The sequence below is a fragment of the Streptomyces sp. S.PNR 29 genome (assembly GCF_030386795.1).
Lineage (GTDB): Bacteria > Actinomycetota > Actinomycetes > Streptomycetales > Streptomycetaceae > Streptomyces.
Window position 1 is genome coordinate 16,604 of sequence record NZ_JANUQM010000026.1, and the last position, 20,596, is coordinate 37,199.

At 71.3% G+C, this 20,596-nt stretch carries 13 protein-coding genes and 1 pseudogene; 7 read left to right on the forward strand and 7 right to left on the reverse strand.

Going from position 1 to position 20,596, the window contains the following annotated elements; translation table 11 throughout:
• Nucleotides 1-707, reverse strand: a 707-nt coding sequence (locus NW895_RS40415; RefSeq protein ID WP_289942196.1) for a HAMP domain-containing protein, incomplete at its 3' end; no start/stop codon positions are given.
• A gap of 360 nt (nt 708-1,067) precedes the next feature.
• Between NW895_RS40415 and NW895_RS40420 the strand changes: the two genes are divergently transcribed.
• The 4 genes from NW895_RS40420 (at nt 1,068) to NW895_RS40435 (ending at nt 7,970) form a co-directional block, all read left to right on the forward strand.
• Complete coding sequence (locus NW895_RS40420) at nt 1,068-4,022, forward strand: SpoIIE family protein phosphatase (RefSeq protein ID WP_289942197.1); 2,955 nt, start codon at nt 1,068-1,070, stop codon at nt 4,020-4,022.
• A gap of 94 nt (nt 4,023-4,116) precedes the next feature.
• Nucleotides 4,117-5,649, forward strand: a complete 1,533-nt coding sequence (locus tag NW895_RS40425; protein WP_289942198.1) for a sugar ABC transporter ATP-binding protein — start codon at nt 4,117-4,119, stop codon at nt 5,647-5,649.
• Nucleotides 5,646-6,749, forward strand: a complete 1,104-nt coding sequence (locus NW895_RS40430) for an ABC transporter permease (protein WP_289942199.1) — start codon at nt 5,646-5,648, stop codon at nt 6,747-6,749. Before NW895_RS40425 ends, NW895_RS40430 begins: the two co-directional genes overlap by 4 nt.
• 57 nt (nt 6,750-6,806) lie before the next feature.
• On the forward strand, nt 6,807-7,970 hold the full coding sequence (locus NW895_RS40435) for a substrate-binding domain-containing protein (RefSeq protein ID WP_289942200.1): 1,164 nt from the start codon (nt 6,807-6,809) through the stop codon (nt 7,968-7,970).
• A 37-nt stretch (nt 7,971-8,007) separates the two neighbouring features.
• On the opposite strand, the gene NW895_RS40440 is transcribed toward NW895_RS40435, so the two are convergent.
• The 3 genes from NW895_RS40440 to rox all read right to left on the reverse strand — a co-directional run bounded on the left by NW895_RS40440 (nt 8,008) and on the right by rox (nt 12,327).
• Nucleotides 8,008-10,539, reverse strand: a complete 2,532-nt coding sequence (locus NW895_RS40440; protein WP_289942202.1) for a SpoIIE family protein phosphatase — start codon at nt 10,537-10,539, stop codon at nt 8,008-8,010.
• A 50-nt stretch (nt 10,540-10,589) separates the two neighbouring features.
• A complete protein-coding gene (locus tag NW895_RS40445) occupies nt 10,590-10,826 on the reverse strand; it encodes a hypothetical protein (protein WP_289942203.1) in 237 nt (78 codons plus the stop codon).
• Between the two features lie 73 nt (nt 10,827-10,899).
• Nucleotides 10,900-12,327: a rifampin monooxygenase gene (gene rox / locus NW895_RS40450; protein WP_289942204.1), complete on the reverse strand. Its 1,428-nt coding sequence runs from the start codon at nt 12,325-12,327 to the stop codon at nt 10,900-10,902.
• Between the two features lie 328 nt (nt 12,328-12,655).
• Between rox and NW895_RS41395 the strand changes: the two are divergent.
• Both NW895_RS41395 and NW895_RS41400 read left to right on the forward strand, forming a co-directional pair.
• Nucleotides 12,656-12,784, forward strand: a pseudogene (locus NW895_RS41395) (class I SAM-dependent methyltransferase); the annotation flags it as partial.
• A gap of 85 nt (nt 12,785-12,869) precedes the next feature.
• Nucleotides 12,870-13,121 carry a hypothetical protein gene (locus NW895_RS41400; protein WP_354670163.1) on the forward strand — a complete coding sequence of 84 codons (252 nt, stop codon included), beginning with the start codon at nt 12,870-12,872 and terminating at the stop codon, nt 13,119-13,121.
• Nucleotides 13,122-13,203: 82 nt separating this feature from the next.
• Here the strand turns inward: NW895_RS41400 and NW895_RS40460 are convergent, their stop codons facing one another.
• Complete coding sequence (locus NW895_RS40460; RefSeq protein WP_289942205.1) at nt 13,204-14,112, reverse strand: aldo/keto reductase; 909 nt, start codon at nt 14,110-14,112, stop codon at nt 13,204-13,206.
• A 71-nt stretch (nt 14,113-14,183) separates the two neighbouring features.
• Here NW895_RS40460 and NW895_RS40465 point away from each other — a divergent pair, with 71 nt between their 5' ends.
• On the forward strand, nt 14,184-15,200 hold the full coding sequence (locus tag NW895_RS40465; protein WP_289942206.1) for a DUF5937 family protein: 1,017 nt from the start codon (nt 14,184-14,186) through the stop codon (nt 15,198-15,200).
• 168 nt (nt 15,201-15,368) lie between these two features.
• Here NW895_RS40465 and NW895_RS40470 read toward each other — a convergent pair whose 3' ends face one another.
• Nucleotides 15,369-15,587 carry an MbtH family protein gene (locus tag NW895_RS40470; protein WP_289942207.1) on the reverse strand — a complete coding sequence of 73 codons (219 nt, stop codon included), beginning with the start codon at nt 15,585-15,587 and terminating at the stop codon, nt 15,369-15,371.
• A 9-nt stretch (nt 15,588-15,596) separates the two neighbouring features.
• A partial coding sequence (locus NW895_RS40475; protein ID WP_289942208.1) for a non-ribosomal peptide synthetase occupies nt 15,597-20,596 on the reverse strand: 5,000 nt, incomplete at its 5' end.

Below are 20,596 nucleotides of genomic sequence, written 5' to 3' on the forward strand. Positions count from 1 at the left end.
ATGGTGCTCTTCAGTTCGAGGATCTCGCCGCGTGCGTCGACGGTGATCTTCTGGGAGAGGTCGCCCTGCGCCACAGCCGTGGTCACCTGGGCGATGGAACGGACCTGGCTCGTCAGGTTGCCCGCCATGTGGTTCACGGAGTCGGTCAGGTCCCGCCAGACACCGGCCACTCCCGGCACCTGGGCCTGTCCGCCGAGGCGCCCCTCACTGCCGACCTCGCGGGCGACGCGGGTGACCTCGTCGGCGAACGCGGAGAGCTGGTCGACCATCGTGTTGACGGTCTCCTTCAGCTGCAGGATCTCGCCCCGGGCGGGCACGTCGATCTTCTGGGAGAGGTCGCCCTTGGCCACCGCCGTGGCGACCTGGGCGATGTCGCGGACCTGGGTGGTCAGGTTGCCCGCCATGGCGTTGACCGAGTCCGTCAGGTCGGCCCAGGTGCCCGAGACACCCGGCACCTCCGCCTGCCCGCCGAGTGTCCCCTCGGTGCCGACCTCGCGGGCGACCCGGGTGACTTCGGAGGTGAACACGGACAGCTGGTCCACCATGCCGTTGAAGACCTTGGCGATGTCACCCATGAGGCCCTCGGCGTCGTCCGGCAACCGGGTACCGAAGTCCCCGTCCCGTACCGCCGTCAGGCCCGCCAGCAGCCGCCGCAACTCCTGATCGCCCGGCACCGCATCGACGACTCCGGCGCTGTCGCTGGTCATGCGCACCCTCGTTCCGCTCCCCAAGAGTCCCCGCGAGCCGAGAACTCGGAACTCCCCCCGGACCGAATCGGCGGCCCGGCTGCCGTGCGTGCATTTCCGCAGTTCACGGATCTGCGCGATGAGAAATACGACGCAGGCTAACCCACGTTTCGGGCACGGAACAAAGCTCGGGGCCAACTTGGGAACCAGGGGATGCAGAAGGCGCGGATCGTGCATGCCCTGGCGTGAAAGGGGTACTGGGACGGGTTTCCGCCGGTGCGGTCGGCGGGCGAACCGTGACTCGCGTCCCTGATGCTCGTATCCTCGTAAATACCGGATATGTCGAACAGCGGATTATTCGACGCGCGAGTGAGGCGAAGCGTGGTTCGGTCCGACGAGGAGCCGATGCCGACGGGGCGTGCGACAGGCGGCATGGGACCCGCCCGTTTCCGTGAGCGGTTCATGCAGGGTGAGCCGGTCGAGGCGGGCGTGCGGACGTCGATCCTGCAGTCCTGGCAGCGCTGTCGGTCCCTGGGGCTCTCGCCGGACCAGTCCGACCTTCCGTTCCGTGCGGACTTCGACCCGGACGGCCGGATCGTCCGGGCGGCCCTTCCCGTGCTCGACCGGCTGCAGTCCAGGTTCGCCGGCAGCGAGATGAACATCTCCGTCGCCGACGCGAGCGGAACGGTGCTGCTGCGCCGTTTCGGAACGGCGTCGCTGGCCAGAAGGCTCCCGGCGATCCAGAGGGTCCCCGGATTCGTGTTCGCCGAGCAGTTCGCCGGCACCAACGGCATCGGCCTCGCCCTGGCGGAGCGGCGACTGATCCGGGTCTACGGTGCCGAGCACTTCGCCGAGCGCTCCCAGGGCAGTGCCTGCCGGGCACTTCCCGTCCGCGACCCCCTCAGCGGCCGCATCGAGGGCGTTCTGTGCTTCGGCTATCCCCGCAGCGCCGAGAGGCCGTGGCTGGACACCGTGATACGCAAGGCGGCGGAGGCCATCGAGCGGCGGCTGCTGGCGCAGAGTTCCGCGCGTGAGCGGGCCCTGCTGCAGGCGTACCGGGACCTCGGGGCCCCAGCCGGCGACGGCGTTCACGACGGAGTCGGAGTGGACGAAGTGGCCCTGGAACTGGGTCCCGTTGACCGGGCGATCCTCATGGAGAAGGCCGCCGAGCTGATCGCCCACGCACAGCGGGCCGCCGTCGAAGTGGCCCTGCTCGACGGCCGGCGGGTCACGCTCGTGAGTCACCCGACGACGAGTGCCTCGGGAGTGGAAGGGATCGCGATCGAGGCCGTCCTCCCCGGCACCTCGCCGCGCAAGCCCCTCGTCGTGCCGCGCCGGGTCGACCAGCCACTGGGCGTTCCCTCCGGGCTTGCCGTGGGGCCCGCCGGGCCTGCCGTTGCGCTCCCCTCGCCCGCCGCAGGGCCTGCCGTTGCGCCTGCCGAGCCTGCCGTCGGGCCTGGCGGGCGCGCCGATGCGCCCCCGGCGCCTGCGGTCGCGCCGTCCACGGACGCGTCCGCGCCCGGCCCTCACCCCGCCGCCGCACCGGGTCGGGCCGCCGCGGGCGGTGAGGATGCCCCGGCCGCCGGCACCGGTGACACGACGGAGGGCCGGCCCGGTTCCCAGGTCGTCGCCAGAGGTCTCGTGCTGGTGGGGGAGCCGCACGTGGGGACGTACGCCCTGGCCGCGCGACGCCGCCTGGAGCTGCTCTCCGAGGCCAGCGCCCGTATCGGCACCACCCTGGACGTACGCCGCACCGCCCAGGAGCTCGCCGAGACGGCGGTACCGCGACTGGCCGACTTCGTCACCATCGATCTGCCCGATGCCGTACTGCGCGGCGAGCAGCCCGCCGATCCCCGTGGTGACCTGCGTCGTACGGTGGTCCACGGCATCCGCGACGACTGCCCCTTCAGTCCGGTCGGCAAGCAGGTCGACCACGGCCCGACCGCTCCCCAGCTGCGGTGTCTGACCAGCGGGCAGGCAGTGCTGGAACCGGACCTGAAGGCCGCCGCGGGCTGGCTCGCGCAGGACGCGGAGCACTCCGAACGGCTGCTGGGCCACGTCCACTCCCTCATCGCGGTGCCCCTGGTCGCCCGCGGCGTCGTGCTGGGCGTCGCCTCCCTGTACCGCGCGCGGGATCCGGACCCCTTCGGCGACGACGACCTCTCACTGGCCCGGGAACTCGCCACCCGCGCCGCCCTGTCCATCGACAACGCCCGGCGCTACACCCGCGAACGCGCCATGGTGCTGGCCCTGCAGCACAACCTCCTGCCGCACGGCCTGCCCGACCAGGACGCCGTCGAGGTCGCTCACCGCTACCTGCCCGCCGAATCCGACGTCGGCGGGGACTGGTACGACGTCATCCCCCTGTCCGGCACCCGCATCGGCCTCTTCGTCGGCGACGTCGTCGGCCACGGCATGCTCTCCGCCGCCACGATGGGCCGGCTGCGCACCGCCGCACGCAGCTTCGCCGAACTCGACTTCCCTCCGGACGAAGTCCTCATCCACCTCGACAACCTGGTGGGCCGCCTCGACCGGGAGGGCCCCGCCGCCGACGGCACCGACATCATCGGCGCGACCTGCCTGTACGCCATCTACGACCCGACCACACAGCAGTGCACGATGGCCCGCGCCGGCCACGCCCCGCCGGCGTTGGTGCGTCCCGACGGCACCGTGTCGTTCCCCGACCTGCCCGCCGGGCCCCCTCTCGGCCTCGGGGGCCTGCCCTTCGAGACCGCCGAGGTTCCCCTGCCCGAGGGCAGCCAGCTGGTGCTCTACACCGACGGGCTCATCGAGGACCGGCACCGCGACGTCGACGTGGTCCTCGAACAACTGCGCGAGACCCTGGCCCACCCGGAGCGCACACCCGAGGAGACCTGCCAGGCGGTCCTGGACGCCGTGGCGCCCGCCCACCCGTGCGACGACATCGCCCTTCTCGTGGCCCGCACCCACGCCCTGGACCCCGACCGGATCGCCACCTGGGACCTGCCCGCCGACCCGGCCCTCGTCAGCGAGATCCGTGCCTCCGCCACCGAACGGCTGGCCGACTGGGGTCTCGACGAGGCCGCGTTCGCCGCGGAACTGATGCTCAGCGAGCTGGTCACCAACGCCATCCGCCACGGCGCCGGGCCCATCCGGGTACGCCTCCTGCACGACCGCACCCTCATCTGCGAGGTCTCCGACACCAGCAACACCGCCCCTCACCTGCGCCGTGCGGCCAGCACCGACGAGGGCGGCCGCGGCCTGTTCCTCGTCGCTCAGCTGGCGCAGAGCTGGGGCACGCGTTACACCTCCGAGGGCAGGGTCATCTGGGCCGAGTGCGGGCTCGACGCCATGTGAGAGCGCACATGAGGTAGATGTCCAAAATATTGTGATGCGTTCGGTAATATCCGCTGTGAACGTCGGGAAGAACTCGCCAGGCCGACCCCCGGAGATGTCCGTGCACGACGCTCCCGGCACCTCTGAGCAGGAACCTCTGGTCCGTATCCGCGGGCTCGCCAAGCGGTTCGGCGGAACCCTCGCCCTGGCCGGAGTCGACCTCGACGTCCACGCCGGCAGTGTCCTCGCCCTCCTCGGCCCCAACGGTGCCGGGAAGTCCACCCTCATCAAGGTGCTCGCCGGCGTCCACCACGCCGACGCCGGGCGGGTCACCGTGGAAGGGCACCCGCTCGGGAGCCACGCCGCCTCCCGCAGCATGTCCTTCATCCACCAGGACCTCGGTCTGGTCGAGTGGATGTCGGTCGCCGAGAACATCGCCCTGAGCACCGGATATCCACGCCGTGCCGGGTTGATCTCCTGGCGGCGGACCCGCGAGCGCTGCACCGAGGCCCTGCGGACCGTCGCCGGCCACCTCGACCCCGACGTGCCGATCGCCCGGCTCGCTCCCGCCGAGCGTTCGCTGGTCGCCATCGCCCGGGCCCTGGCGGCACGGGCGAGGTTCATCGTCCTGGACGAGCCGACCGCCCGCCTCCCCGCAGCGGACTGCGCCCGGCTCTTCCGCGTCCTGCACACCCTCCGCGACCGGGGGCACGGCATCCTCTACGTCAGCCACCGCCTGGACGAGGTGTACGAGGTCGCCGACACCTTCGCCGTCCTGCGCGACGGTCACCTCGTCAGCCACGGCCGGCTCGCGGGCCACAGCCCCGCCCGACTGGTGCACGACATCACCGGGGAGGAACCGACCGGCCACCGCCCCGCCACGGCCCCGGCCGGCGGCCCGGCCCTCCTGACCCTCGACGGTGCACGGGCCTCCGGCACGGGACCGGTCGGCCTGGAACTCCGGCCAGGGGACATCGTCGGCCTGGTCGGCCTCTCGGGCGCGGGACACGCGGATCTCGGCCGAGCGCTCGCGGGCGCCCAGCCCCTCCTCGGCGGGCGGGCGCTGCTCGACGGCCGCCCGTACCGTCCCCGCACGGTCGCCGACGCCGTCGGCCTCGGTGTCGCGTTCGTGCCCGGCGACCGACAGCGGGAGGGCTGCCTCGCCGAGCTGACCGTACGGGAGAACCTCCTGGCCAACCCCCGCGCGGGAGGCGCGGCGGCACCGCGCTGGATCAGCCCCCGACGCGAACGCACCGAGGCCGTCGCCCTGATGGAACGGTTCGCGGTGCGCCCGGTGGACAGCGAGGTCCCCGTCGCCACCCTGTCCGGCGGGAACCAGCAGAAGGTCATGCTCGGCCGGTGGCTGCGGCTCGGTCTGCGTCTGCTGGTCCTTGAGGAGCCGACCGCGAGCGTGGACGTCGGCGCCAAGGCCGCGGTCTACCACCTGCTCGACGAGGCGCTGGCCGCGGGCCTCGCGGTACTGCTCATCTCCACCGACTTCGAGGAGGTCGCGGGCGTGTGCCGGCGCGCCCTGGTCTTCGTCCGCGGGTCGGTGACGGCCGAGCTGAGCGGTCCGGCTCTCACCGTCGCCGGGCTCACCCGGGCGGCTTCGGCCCTTCCCCCCGGCGAAACCGCCGCGGACGCATGACCGGCACGCCGTCCCCCTCCTCGTCCCGGCCGGGTCCGCACCGCCCGGGGCGACTGCACGGCCGGGGCGGGCACCTCATCGGCGCCTACGGCCTCCTGGCCCTCACCGGCCTGCTCTTCCTGATCTTCTCCCTCGCCCTGCCGCGCACCTTTCCCACCCTGGACACCGTCGACTCGATCCTGTCCAACCAGTCGATCCCGGCCGTCCTCGCGCTCGCCGCCATGATCCCCATCGTGACCGGCGCTTTCGACCTCTCCATCGGCTACGGCCTCGGCCTGGCGCACGTCATGGTGATGCAGCTCGTCGTCCACGGCGGGTGGCCGTGGCCGCTCGCCTGCCTCACGGTGATGGCCTCGGGCCTGGTCGTGGGCGTACTCAACGGCGTCATCGTCGAGTTCGGCCGGATCGACTCCTTCATCGCCACGCTCGGCACCGGCAGCATGATGTACGCCGTGACCGGCTGGGTCACCGACGGCGGCAGGATCGTCCCAGGCCCGCAGGGCCTCCCGGCCGCCTTCACCGACCTCTACGACTCCACGTTCCTCGGCCTGCCGGTCCCCGCCTTCTACGTGGCCGCCCTCGCGGTCGTCCTCTGGCTGGTGCTGGAGCGGCTGCCGCTCGGCCGGTACCTGTACGTCATCGGCTCGAACCCCCGCGCCGCCGACCTCGTCGGCATTCCCACCCGCACGTACACCGTCTACGCGTTCGCCGCATCGGGGCTGATCGTCGGCTTCGCCGGGGTGCTGCTCGCGGCCCAGCAGCAGATCGGCAATCCGAGCGTCGGCCTCGACTACCTGCTGCCCGCCTTCGTCGGCGCCCTCCTCGGCTCCACCGCGATCAGACCCGGCCGCCCCAACGCCCTGGGCACCGTCGTCGCCGTCGCCGTCCTCGCCGTCGGCCTCACCGGCATCGGCCAGATGGGCGCCGACTTCTGGACGGTCCCGCTGTTCTACGGCGGCACCCTGCTCCTCGCCGTCGGCCTCGCCGGGTACTCCGCCCGCCGCCGGCTGCGCACCGGCGCCATGGCGGCCCGCGACGCACCCGCCGTGCCGCCGTCCTCCCCGACCGAGGACGGCGGCACGGCGGACAGCGCGCCATGACCCACGCCGCGGACATCACCACCGTTCCTCCCGCCCCTCCCTCCGCAAGGAGCCCCCGTGCACCGCAAACGCAAGGCCATCCCCGGCGCCCTCGCGGCCCGGTCCGCCGCGACCGCCCTGCTGGTGGCGGCAACCGCCCTGGCCGGGTGCGAACGCGGCTCGTCGAGCGGCCCGGAAGACACCACCACGGGGCCGAGCGGCTGCCCTGCGGCCCTCACCAGGGCGCAGGCCGCCGTACGACAGGCGGAGCGGACCGACGTCCCCTGGAACGGACCGACCAGCGGCCCCAGGGCCGTGTCCGGCAGGACCATCGTCTACGTCGCTCAGACCATGACCAATCCCGGAGTCGCCGGTGTCGCCGACGCCGTGCGGGACGCCGCGCGGGTCATCGGCTGGAACGTCCGGGTGATCGACGGCGGCGGCACCCCGGCCGGCATCCAGGCCGCGATGAGCGAGGCCGTGACCCTCAGGCCGTCGGGCATCGTCATCGGCGGCTTCGACCCCAACTCGACCGCACGGCAGGTCGCCCGGGCCGACGCGGCCGGCATCCCGCTCATCGGCTGGCACGCGGTCGCCTCTCCCGGCCCCAGCCGGCGGCCCGAGCTGTTCACCAACGTCACCACCCGGGTCGAGGACGTGGCCGCGATCAGCGCCCAGTGGATCATCGCGCACTCCAACGGCCGCGCCGGGGTCGTGATCCTCACCGACGCCTCGATCCCCTTCGCCAGGAACAAGTCCGAGCTGATCAGGAAGGAGCTGGCCACCTGCTCGGGCGTGACGCGGCTGGCGTACGTGAACATCCCGATCCCGGACGCGAGCAGCCGCACCCCGCGGGAGATCGCCTCCCTCCTTTCCCGCTTCCGGGACCGGTGGACCCATTCCGTCGCCATCAACGACCTGTACTTCGCCGACGCCGCCGCCGCCTTCCGCGCGGCCGGCCGGAAAGGCTCCGGCCCGCCCTTCAACATCGGCGCAGGCGACGGCGACCCCTCCGCCTTCCAGCGCATCAACAGCGAGCAGTACCAGGCGGCCACCGTGCCCGAACCGCTGTCCCTGCAGGGCTGGCAGATCGTCGACGAGTTCAACCGCGCCTTCTCCGGCCGCCCCGACAGCGGGTATGTGGCCCCCGTCCACATCACCACGGCCGACAACAGCGGCGGGGCCACGACCTGGGACCCCTCCGGCTACCGGGAGGCGTACCGGAAGATCTGGGGCAGGTGACCGCACCGGTGCGTCGCCCGCGCACGGCCCGCGGGTGTCAGCGCGTGGACGACGACGGGACGTACTGGGCGAGCAGAAGTGCGATGTCGTCCGCCCTGTCCAGGGACTGGCAGGCCTCCCGCAGCAGCCCGTCGGCCAGGTCCTCCAGGCGGCCTCCGCCCAGGCGGGCCAGCGAGGACCGGAGCCGGTCGATGCCGGAACCGATGTCCGAGTCACGCCTCTCGACCAGCCCGTCCGTGTACAGGGCCAGGATCGAACCGGGCCGGAGGCGCAGCTCCGACTCCCGGTAGTCGGGCATCGCCTCGACGCCCAGCGGGGGGCCGGCCGGCACGTCCAGGATGTCGGTACGCCCGCCGGGCAGGCGCAGCAGGGGCGGACAGTGTCCCGCGCGGACGATGCGCACCACCCCCGAGCGAGGATGGAGGCGGGCGTAGCAGCACGTGGCGAGGAGAGCGGGGTCCAGGTCCAGATGCAGCCGGTTGGTGCCGGCGACGACGTCGCACGGGTGCCGGCCGGCGGTGACGAAGGCCCGTACCGCGCTGCGCAGCTGACCCATGGCGGCAGCGGCGGCGACGTTGTGTCCCTCGACGTCCCCGACGATCAGCCCGATCTCCTCGCCGGTGGGGATGACGTCGTACCAGTCACCGCCGATGTCCATCCCCCGGGTGCCCGGCAGATAGCGCCCGGTGACGCTCAGGCCCGGCAGCGTGGGCAGCCGGTGCGGCAGCAGCGCGTTCTGCAGGCCACGGGCGAGGGCGGACTCGGCGTCGTAGAGCCGGGCGCGTTCGAGGGCCTGGGCGATGAGGCCGCCGAGTGCGGTGAGGACTCCCCGCTCCTCGTCGGGGAACCGGTGGACGTCGTCGAAGCCGAGCGTGCAGGCGCCGACCGGGCGGTTCGAGGCGATCAACGGCAGGAACGCCCAGGACTTGGCGTGGCCGACCAGTGTCCCGGGATAGGTCTCCAGGAGCTCCTCCCGGGACTCGACGAACAGCGGTGCACCGGAGGTCAGCGCGTCCGTCACGGGCAGCCGGGCATGCAGCGGGGTGCCGTCGAACCGGGCGAGAAAGCGTTTCGAGTAGCCGCGCTGCGCGAGCAGGTGCAGGCGCCGCTCCTCCACCACGGCGATCGCCACCTTCTGGCCACCGAAGGCGGGCAGCAGCTGATCGGCGACGACATCGCACACTTCCTGCGCGGTCACCGCCCCGGTGAGGGCGCTGCCCATCTGCAGCACGCGGTAGAGGGCACCCAGTCGCGGGGCTGCGGGCGGTGGCGACAGGGACAGCGGTGGGCCCTCCTCGGCGACGGGCGTTCCGGGTCCGGTGCCGGCCGGCACCGGCTGCCGTACGGGCGCCGCCCATCCCGTCATGCCCTGAGCGCCGGGATGGAGGGAGAAGACCAGCCACTCGCCGGGCGGCCGGCGGACCAGGAAGGACACCGGTTGCTGGGAGACCATGGCGGCCCGGTAGCGGTCCTCGTACACCGGATCGGCCAGCCAGTCCAGGACGTCCCAGGGGCGCTGACCGAGCAGTTCCTCCTGGTGGATGTGCAGCAAGCTCTCCAGGCTGTGGTTGGCGTAGACGACGCGACCCTCCGGGGACAGCGCGAAGAAGCCGTCCGTGAGCCGCTCGATCGCCGCCACGGCGGCCATGCCGCTCCCGGAGTCGAGTACGGCCCCGACCAGATGGGACGCCCGCGCACCGCCCGGGTCGGCGGGCACCCGGCCCCAGAGCTCGACGGTGTGGTGGCCCCCACCACCGATCCGGAGGCGCAGGCAGTGCGCGAGCACATGGCCTTCCTCGACCGCGGCACGGGCGGCGGACCGGAAGCCGGGCAGATCCGCGGGCTCGATCCTGGCCGCCAGAGTGGTCGCCCGTCCGTCGAACTCGCGGGGCGGCATCCCGAAGATCGCGCACAGCTCGTCGTCGGCCGTGAGGGCCCCGGTCGCGAGGTTCCAGTCGAACAGGCCCACCCGGATCACCGGCGCGGACGGCACGGAGACGACCAGCGGAGCCGACCGTTCGTCGTACTCGCCGAGTTCCCGCCGGGTGCTCAGCCTGGCGAGTGCGGTGCCCAGCCGGTCGGCCGCGGAGCACAGTTGCCGGCGCTGCGCCCTGGACAGGCCTGCTCCACCAGGCCTGGGCGCCCACAGCACGGCCATCGCTCCGAAGGCCTGCTCGCCCGCTCTCACGGGGACGGAGGCGGAGCCGAACGGATAGGGCATGGCGACCGAGAGCTGGGGGAAGCGCCGCATCGTCTCCTCGGCACCGGCCAGGTGGACCATGCGCCCGGAGCGGTGGGCCTCCGCCACCGGGACATGGCTGTTCACCGGGATCCGACGCCACCCGCCGAGCAGGGAGGGCGGTGTCCCGCACGCCGCGGCCAGCAGCAGCGAGCGGTGATCGCCGGAGAGCAGGAACACGCTGCCCGCATGCGCTCCGGTCACCTCCACGGCATGCACGACGGCACCGACCAGTGCGTCGTCGCGCTCGGTCGCTTCGGCGCCGCCCCCGGCGCCGAAAGGGTACGAGCTCGGTGGCACACCATTGGCCGACACGTTGCCCTCGATCACCCATGGGAAATTTATTCCATCTTAAGGTTTTATGCGGCTTTCCGAGGGGTTCACTTACCCCGGTGGGCCGGGGCGCGGGCCGCCAGCGCCTCCAGCAGCAGGTTTACCGCCTCCTCGAAAGAGCTGTCCGCCATCCCGGGCAGCTCAGGACGTACGGCGGTCAGCGCGGGGTATGCCGCCGGGTCCAGGCCCTGGTAGACCTCCCGCCACGCCCGCTGATCGGCCTCGCGCCGCCGGCGCGGGAGCGCCTGCAACGCCGCGTCCGTGGCAGCAGCCCCGAACGGCACCACCGGCAGCATCGCCGTCGGCAGTCGCCGCCACCCGCGTCGCCGGGAAACACCCGGGACCGGCGCCCCGGGCTCAGCCGACGGCGGCGCCGAACCACTTGGGCAGTCGGCTGAGCAGTTCCTGCTGATCGTCACCGACCCACGCCACGTGACCGTCCGGCCGCAGCAGTACCGCGGGCACGTTCAGCTCCTCGCTGACGTCGACGACGTGGTCGACCCGGTCCGCCCAGCCCGCCACCGAGAGCCGGCCGGTCTGGTCGAGCAGCAGCCCGCGGCCGCCGTGCATCAGCGCGTAGAGCCGGCCACGCTTGAGCCCCACGTCCCGCATCCGCCGGCCGAGCAGTTCGTGGCCCTCACCGAAGTCGTAGCGGACGTCGATGGCGGTGATCTTCTCGATCAGGTACCGGTTCACCTCATCGAAGTCCATCAGCTCCGACAGCAGCCGGCGGACCGCCTGGGGGCCCGGCTCGGTGGACATCAGCTGCATCTGCGCGCGGGTGTTGTCCAGCACGGCGGCGGCCACCGGGTGCCGTTCGGTGTGGTAGCTGTCCAGCAGCCCTTCCGGTGCCCAGCCGGCCACCTCGGCGGCCAGTTTCCAGCCCAGGTTGAACGCGTCCTGGATGCCCAGGTTGAGCCCCTGACCGCCGGTCGGCGGGTGGATGTGCGCCGCGTCGCCGGCCAGCAGCACCCGGCCGACCCGGTAACGCTCGGCCTGCCGGGTAGCGTCGCCGAAGCGGGAGAGCCAGCGCGGTGAGTGCACACCGAAGTCGGTGCCGGCGAACACCCGCAGCTGCCGCTTGAACTCCTCAAGGGTCGGCGGGACCGCGCGGTCCTCGGCCACGCCCTCGGCGGGCACGACGACGCGGTACACCCCGTCCCCGAAGGGCGCGGCACCGAACCGCAGTTGGGTCTTGCGGACTTCGGCCACCACGGCGGCCAGTGTCTCCGGCTCCACGGCGACCTGCATCTCGCCCAGCAGCGTATCGACCCTGCTGGGCTCGCCGGGGAAGCCGACGCCGAGCAGCTTGCGCACCGTGCTGCGGCCGCCGTCGCAGCCGACGAGGTAGCGCGCGCGCAGCTGCGTGCCGTCGGCCAGCTCGGCGGTCACCCCGTGCTCGTCCTGGCTCAGCCCGACCAGTTCGCAGCCGCGGCGGATCTCGGCACCGAGCTCGGTGGCATGCTCGGCCAGCAGACGGTCGGTGGTGGGCTGCCGGATGCCGAGGACGTACGAATGCGCGGTGTCCAGCCGGTCGGGCCATCCTTTGCTGATGCCGGCGAAGAAACCACCGACTTCGTACTTCCGGCCGAGCGCGAGGAACCGCTCCAGCAGACCCCGCTGGTCCATCACCTCGATGCTGCGCACGTGCAGACCGAGCGCGCGGACAACCCCGGTCGGCTCCGCCGCCTTCTCCAGCACGCACACGTCCACGCCGTGCAGCCGCAACTCGGCGGCCAGCATCAAGCCGGTCGGCCCGCCGCCGACAACGATCACGTCGATCATCAAACCCCCCATGGAAAGAAGCTGCATGTCGACCCGCTGCTGATTTCTGCAGGTCGTGGCTTCGGCCGAAGATTCTTCAGCACCACCGGGGTCTTGCCGCAAGGCCCCCACTGCGCTATATGTTGAGAGTGGCAAGGAGTAGGTGACTCCTTGCCTTTGCTTTTCTGCCGGGCATTGTTGACTTTGCCTCAGGGGCAGGCCTGATCCTTCCGGCATGAGCCGTGACGACGATGCACTGCCGGCGGAACAGATCGCCTACTACCGCGCAGGTGCGGCCGAGTACGACCGTCCGTATGCGGAGCTGGAGGAGCTGCAGCGCTTACTGACCATGGTCGACGGCCTCCCGGTCAGCGGGGATGTGCTGGAGCTGGCCTGCGGAACGGGCCAGTGGACCCCGCTGCTCGCCCCCCGGGCGCGTTCGGTGACGGCTGTCGACGCGGCTGCCGAGGTGTTGGCCATCGCTCGCGCGCGTACTCCCTTCCCCAACGTCCGGTTCGTCCAGGCAGACGCGGTTGCCCGGTTTCTGGAGCACCGTCGCTGCCATGCTTGCGCCCGGCGGCAAGGCGATCTTCATCGACGACGGTCCCGCCGCCGCGGCGAGCGAGGAAATCCTTCCGAAGGAGCCCGTGCCCGCGGTGCTGCGCAGTCTCGACGACGGCAGCCAGTACCGCATCGTGAAGGTCTTCCACGATGCCGGGACACTCGCGAGCGACCTCAGAGCACTGGGGTGGTCGGTCCGCGGCCGGTCCATGGGCGGAAACTTCATCGGCGTGGCAGAACCTCCGGCCGGTTGAGCCGTCGCTTCATCTTCTCCGCGACCATCCACCGCAGTCGACGACACGGCGGCCCGCCGACCGGAGGACCCCCGTGCCTTGTTCACGCAGTTTCGTGGTGGAGGGAGTCGAGGACGGTGAGTTCGTCACCGGAGAGGCGCAGCGAGCCCGCGGCCACGTTCTGGGCGAGATGGCCGAGGTCGCCGGTGCCGGGGATGGCGAGGACGTGAGGGCCGCGGTGCAGCGTCCAGGCCAGCCGGATCTGGGCTGTGCTCACCTCGCGGGCACGGGCGATGGCTTGCAGCTCGCCGCTTTCCTCGGCAGGCGCACCGGCCGTACGACCGCTGCCGGCGATCGAGTAGAACGGCACGAACGCGACGCGCTGTACACCGCAGATCCGCAGGAGTTCCTCCTGCGCAGGCGAGGCGCCGATGCCGTACATGTTCTGGACGCAGACCACCGGTGCGATGGCCTGGGCCTCGGCGAGGTGGTGCGGGTGGACGTTGGACAGGCCCAGGTGGCGGATGAGTCCGGCGTCCCGCAGGTCGGCGAGTGCGCCGAAGCGTTCGGCGATGGAATCGGTGCCCACGATGCGCAGGTTCACCACGTCGAGGTGGTCACGGCCGAGCTGACGCAGGTTCTCCTCGACCTGCCCGCGCAGTTGCCCGGGGGTGGCGTGGGGCAGCCAGTCCCCTGAGGGGTCGCGGCCCGGTCCGACCTTGGTCGCGATGACAAGGTCGTCGGGGTAGGGGGCCAGTGCCCGGTTGATCAGCTCGTTGGCGGAGCGCAGCGACGAGAAGTAGAACGCGGCGGTGTCGATGTGGTTCACGCCCCACTCGACCGCGCGGCGCAGTACAGCGACCGCCTGGTCGCGGTCGCGCGGAACGGCGTCGGGTGCGAACGCCTCGCCGTGCTGCGTCAGGCGCATCGTGCCGAAACCGATCCGGTTGACCGTGCGGTCGCCGAGCTTCCAGGTGCCGGATGCCGCCGCGGTGATCGTCTGTGAGGTCATGTTCGGGATGATCTTCGCCCGGTAGGCTGGCTGGCCACTGATTCACACATACCTGAATCCATCGAGGAGTGGTGGTCCTGGCAGAGCTGGCGTTCTCGGCGAGCGATCTGGCACAGGTGCGGTTCTCCGTCTCACCGATGTGGGAGGTCGCGCCCAGCTTCCGGCTGCTGCTGTCCGGCATGCCTCATCCGGTCCACCGGCTCTGGGCCGAGCAGGTGCGGCCGCGCGTGGTGGCCGCCGGGCTGGACCGGGGATGGCTCGCGGAGCTGATCCCGCCCACCGGCTACGTGCCCGACTTCCTCAATCCCGCCCCCGCCGGACCGGCCCCGGCGCCGGCGGCGGAGTGGGACGCGATCCTGGCCTCACCCGCCGACCGGGTACGCCAGGACCTCGACCACCTGGCCCGCCACCAGGGGCGTCTCGGCCCCCGACTGCGTACCCTGCACGCCGACCCGCCCTCCCGCTTGCCCAAGGTCACGCAAGAGATCGAACGGTACTGGGAGCTGGCACTGGCCCCCTACTGGGCACGGATCCGGGCAGTGCTGGACGCCGACATCTTCCACCGGGCCCGCACGGTCGCCGAGCACGGCGCGGGCCGCCTGCTCAACGACCTGCACTCCTCGGTGAGCTGGAACGACAACGCGCTGACGCTGGTCCGCGGGAAACGCACCATGCCACGCAAGTCCGCGGGCGCGGGACTGCTGCTGATCCCTTCAGCGTTCACCGGCCCCGGCCTGCGCACCCGAATGCGACCGCCGGACCCACCGCAGCTCGCCTATCCGGCCCGGGGCGTCGGCACCCTGTGGGAGACCCGGCCCGTCACCGGCGTCCGCGTCCTCACCCCTGTCCTCGGCCGCTCGCGAACCCTGCTGCTGACCGAACTGGCCACCCCGGCCTCCACCACCGAACTGGCCCGCCGTACGGGGCTCTCACCGGCCGGGGTGTCCCAGTGCCTCACCGCGCTGCGCAACGCGGGCCTGGTCAGCGCCCACCGCGCAGGCCGCTCCGTCCTCTACGCCCGCACCGCTGCCGCCGAAACCCTCCTCAGGGGTCCTTTCACTATGCCCGTCCGGGTCGGACGCTCATAGTGAAAGGACCCCTTACAGCCGCCTCCGACTGAGCTTCGGAGAGCAGCGCCTGCCCCGCTACGCCCGTTGGGACGCCGATGCTGTCCGCGACGGTGCACCGGTGGCGCACTCCGAAGAGGGCGCCACCGGTTTCGTGCGGTGTTCGGCCGTGTCGTGTCCTGCGCCGGCTCAGGCGTCCACCGTGTCCATGGCCTTGATCAGACTGGCCGGACGCATGTCCGTCCAGTTCTCCTCGACGTGAGCGAGGCACGCCTCCCGGGTGTCCGCGGTCTTCGCGACGGTCCAGCCCGCCGGCACGTCCGCGAACTCGGGCCACAGTGAGTGCTGGCCCTCGTCGTTGACGAGCACGAGGTAGGAGCCGTCGGGGTTCTCGAAGGGGTTGGTCATGACTCTTCCTCATTCCTTTTCTGCGGATTCTGCGGATGCGAGGGCTTCCCGGGGGAAGCCCTCCACGTCGATCGCGCCGATGTGCAGACCGGGGTCGGCCGCCAGCGCTTCCAGTACCTGTACGAGCCCAGTGGCCAAGGCCTGCGCCGTGCCCGGGTCGAACAGGTCCGTGTTGTACTCGACGAAGCCGTCCAGCCCCTGCGGCTCACCGTGCGGATCCTGCCGTTCGGTGAAACCGACGGACAGGTCGAAGTGAGCGACGCCCACCTGGACCGGCTCGGTACTGGCCCGCACACCGGCGAGGGTGAATTCCCGGTCCGGTGCGTTGTCCAGGGTCAACAGGGTCTGGAACAGCGGATGCCGGGCCGGCGAGCGGGTGGGGTTGAGGGCTTCGACGAGTTGTTCGAAGGGCAGGTCCTGGTGTGACCAGGCGGCGAGGTCGGTGTCGCGTACCCGCTGGAGCAGTTCGTGGAAGGTGGGGTCGCCGGAGGTGTCGGTGCGCAGTACCAGGGTGTTGACGAAGAAGCCCACGAGGCCGTCGAGGGCTTCGTCGGTGCGTCCGGCGACGGGGCTGCCGATCGGGATGTCGGTGCCCGCACCCAGCCGGGTCAGCAGGGCGGCCAGGCCGGCTTGCAGGACCATGAACACGCTGGTGCCGGTGTCCCGTGCCAGTTCCCGCAGCCGCCGGTGCGACTCCGCCGGCAACTGCACCGGCAACGCGTCACCCTCGTACGTCGCATGCTGGGGACGTGGCCGGTCGAACGGCAACGCGATTTCCTCGGGGATGCCGTCCAGGCGGGCCTTCCAGTAGGCCAGCTGGCGGGCGTACAGGCTGTCCGGGTCGGTGAAGTCGCCGAGGACGTCGCGCTGCCAGAGGGTGTAGTCGGCGTACTGCACCGGCAGCGGCGCCCACCCCGGCGTCCGTCCCTGGCACCGTGCCTCATAGGCCGTCGCCAGATCACGGGACAACGGTGCCATCGACCATCCATCGCCCGCGATGTGGTGCAACAGCAGCAACAACACGTACTCGTCCCGACCCACCACGAAGAGCGTGGCACGCAGCGGCAGTTCGGCGTCCAGAGCGAAGGCATGGCCGGCCGCGGCCCGCAGCATGCCGTCGATCTCCTCCGGGCCGCTGTCCACCACGGACAGCAGGTCCCAGTGGGCGTCAGGCTCCAAGATGACCTGCTGCGCGGCACGTGCCCTTCTCGGGAAGACGGTGCGCAGGCTCTCGTGCCGGGCCACCAGATCTCCCAGCGCCGCCCGCAGCGCGGCGACATCCACCGCGCCCGAGAGGTGAAGCGCGAGGGGGATGTTGTAGGTCGCGCTCGGTCCTTCCAGCCGATGCAGGAACCACAGCCGTCGCTGCGCGAACGACAACGGCACCACCTCCGGCCGCACCGCCGGCACGAGCGCCGGGCGCACCCCCGCATCTGCCGTACGCAGCCACTCGGCCACCCCCGCGACCGTCGGCGCCTCGAACAGCACCGCGATCGGCAGTTCCACGCCGAGTACCGTGCGGATCCGGCTGATCAGGCGGGTGGCCAGCAGGGAATGACCGCCGAGCGCGAAGAAGTTCTCGTCGGTACCGACCCGAGCGATGCCCAGAGCGTCCGCGAACAGCTCACACAGGATCTCCTCCTGGGGCGAGCGTGGTGCGCGTCCGCTGCCCGCCGTGCCGAAGTCGGGGGCGGGCAGGGCCTTGCGGTCCACCTTGCCGTTGGGTGTCAGCGGGATCGTGCCGAGGGCCATGATGGCGGCGGGAACCATGTACTCCGGCAGCCGCTGCTGCAGATGGTGACGCACCTCGGACGGATCGAACGACGCACCGGCGACCGGCACCACATGGGCCACAAGCCGTACCTCTCCCGACTCGACCTCATGCGTCCCCACCACCGCCTGCGCGACCGCTGGGTGCCCGGCCAGAGCAGCCTCTATCTCCGCCGGCTCGATCCGGAAGCCGCGCATCTTCACCTGCGTGTCGGCGCGGCCCATGTACTCCAGCTGTCCGTCGGCCCGCCACCGCGCCAGGTCACCGGAGCGGTACATACGGGACCCGGGCGGCCCGAAGGGGTCGGCCACGAACCGCTCCGCGGTCAGCTCCGGACGGTTCACATACCCGCGGCCCAGCCCCGCTCCCGCTATGTACAACTCGCCCACCGATCCAGGAGGAACCGGCCGAAGAGCGCCGTCCAGCACGTAGACACGTGTGTTCTCGATCGGCCGTCCGATGGGCACCGAACCCGCCACTTCGTACGGTGCGCGCATCGCATGGCGCGTGACGAAGGTCGTCGTCTCGGTCGGGCCGTAGAGATTGAACAGACCGGTGTCGGGACAGGCGTCCAGCATCTTCTGAACGGCGGTCGACGAGGCCGCCTCACCACCCGTCCACACCTCCCGCAGGCGGCCGAAACAGTCCGGGGACTCCTCCACCAGGAGGTTGAACAGTGCGGTGGTGACGAAGAGAGTGGTGAGCCCGTGCTGGTCGATGGCCCGGCGGTAGTCGTCCGTGGTGAGGTCGCCGGCCGGTGCCATGACGATGCGGCCACCGCCGAGCAGCGGCAGCCACAGCTCGAAGGTCGAGGCGTCGAAGGCGTACGACGAATGCACCAGGACCGTGCGCCCGGTGTCCTCCCAGCGATGGCCGGCGGTCAGGTTCAGCACATTCCCGTGCGTGATGCCGATGCCCTTGGGAGTACCTGTCGACCCGGAGGTGAACATGATGTACGCGAGATTGTCGGGGCCGCCCGGCACGTTCAGGTCGGACGGGTCCGCCTGGCCGAGCGCCTCTTCACAGTCATCGACGAGCACCACCGGCAGGTCGGCCAGCTCGTCGGGAACCGAAGCGTCGTGGCTGGTCAGCAGCACGCCGGCCGCGGTCTGCGTGGCGATCAACCGCATGCGCGCGGCCGGATTCCTCTTGTCCAGCGGGACGTACACCCCACCGGCCTTCAACACCGCCAGTACGGACACCACGAGGTCGGCGGAGCGCTCCAGCAACAGCGCCACCCGGGACTCCGGCAGCACCCCGTGCGCGACCAGCACGCGTGCCAGTCTGTTGGCCCGTGCGTTCAACTGCGCGTAAGTCAGGGACGTTTCGCCGCACACCAGGGCCGTGGCGTCAGGAGTCCGTGCCACTTCGGCCTGGAAGGCCGCCGCTATGGTGCCCCGCGGTACGTCGCGTGTGGTGCCGTTCACCGTGCCGAGCAGGAGCTCACGCTCTTCGGGTGTGAGGACGTCGATGTCCGCCAGGGTCTGATCGGGATCGCCGGCCATGCACCGCAGTACGTGCATCAGGCGAGTCGCCAGGGACTCGACGGTGCCGCGATCGAACAGGTCGGTGCTGAACTCGATGAATCCGTCCAGTCCGGCCGGCTCACCCTGGGGGCCGCTGCGTTCGGTCAGCCCGATGGACAGGTCGAAGCGTGCGGCACTGGCGTGCACCGGCTCGGGACGGCCTCGCATACCCGGCAGGGTGAATTCCCGCTCCGGTGCGTTGTCCAGGGTCAGCATGGTCTGGAACAGCGGGTGCCGGGCCGGCGAGCGGGTGGGGTTGAGGGCCTCGACGAGCTGTTCGAAGGGCAGGTCCTGGTGCGACCAGGCTGCGAGGTCGGTGTTCCGTACCCGCTGGAGCAGCTCGTGGAAGGTGGGATTTCCGGAGGCGTCCGTGCGCAGCACCAGGGTGTTGACGAAGAAGCCCACGAGTTGGTCGAGGTTCTGATCGGTGCGTCCGGCGACCGGACTGCCGATCGGGATGTCGGATCCGGCGCCCAGACAGCTGAGCAGCGCCACAAGTCCGGTCTGCAGCACCATGAACATGCTGGTGCCGGTCTCCTGGGCCAGCGCGTGCAGTTCACGATGAAGGTCCGCGGGAACGGCCAGCCGGATCGAGTCGCCCTGATAGGTGGCGTGCTTGGGGCGTGGCCGGTCGACGGGAAGCGTGATTTCCTCCGGAATGCCGTCCAGCTCCCGCTGCCAGTAGGACAGCTGGCGTCGGTAGACGCTTTCCGGGTCGGTGGTGTCGCCGAGGAAGTCGCGTTGCCAGAGGGTGTAGTCCGCGTACTGGACCGGCAGTGGCTCCCACGCCGGCGCCGTGCCCTGGCACCGGGCTCGGTAGGCGGTCGCGAGGTCGCGTGACAGCGGCCCCATGGACCACCCGTCGCCCGCGATGTGGTGCAGCAGCAACAACAGGACGTCATCGTTCGGTCCCAGCACGAAGAGGGTGACCCGCAGCGGCGGTTCGACGGTCAGGTCGAAGCAGTGGCGTGCCGCCTCCTTGAGCGCCGTGTCGAACGCCTCGGGCCGGATCGGGACCACCGACAGGCGGCTGGGGGAGACGTCCGGATCCAGCACGACCTGCCGCGGTTCGCCTGAGGTTTCGTGGAAGACGGTGCGCAGGCTTTCGTGCCGGGCCACCAGGTCGGCCAGTGAGCTCTCCAGGGCGTCCCGGTCGAGGTCACCGGAAAGCCTCAGCGCGAGCGGCACGTTGTAGGTGGGGCTCGGCCCCTCCAACTGGTGCAGGAACCACAGCCGCTGCTGCGCGTACGACAACGGCAACACCGCCGGCCGCGTCACCGGCCGCACCGCCGGTCGCGCCCCGGCGGTGGCGGAGCCGGAGAGATGTCCCGCGAGGGCGGCCACGGTGGGGGCCTCGAAGAGGGTGGCGATGGGCAGTTCCACGCCGAGTACCGTGCGGATCCGGCTGATCAGGCGGGTGGCCAGGAGGGAATGACCGCCGAGCGCGAAGAAGCTGTCGTCGATACCGACCCGGGGCAGACCCAGGATGTCGGCGAACAGCGCGCAGAGCATTTCCTCCTGGGGTGAGCGTGGTGCGCGTCCGCTGCCCGCCGTGCCGAAGTCGGGGGCGGGCAGGGCCTTGCGGTCCACCTTGCCGTTGGGTGTCAGCGGGATCGTGTCGAGGGCCATGATGGCGGCGGGGACCATGTACTCCGGCAGGCGTTCGCGCAGGTGGTGGCGGAGTTCGGTGGTCAGCGCGGCGGTGCTGAGGG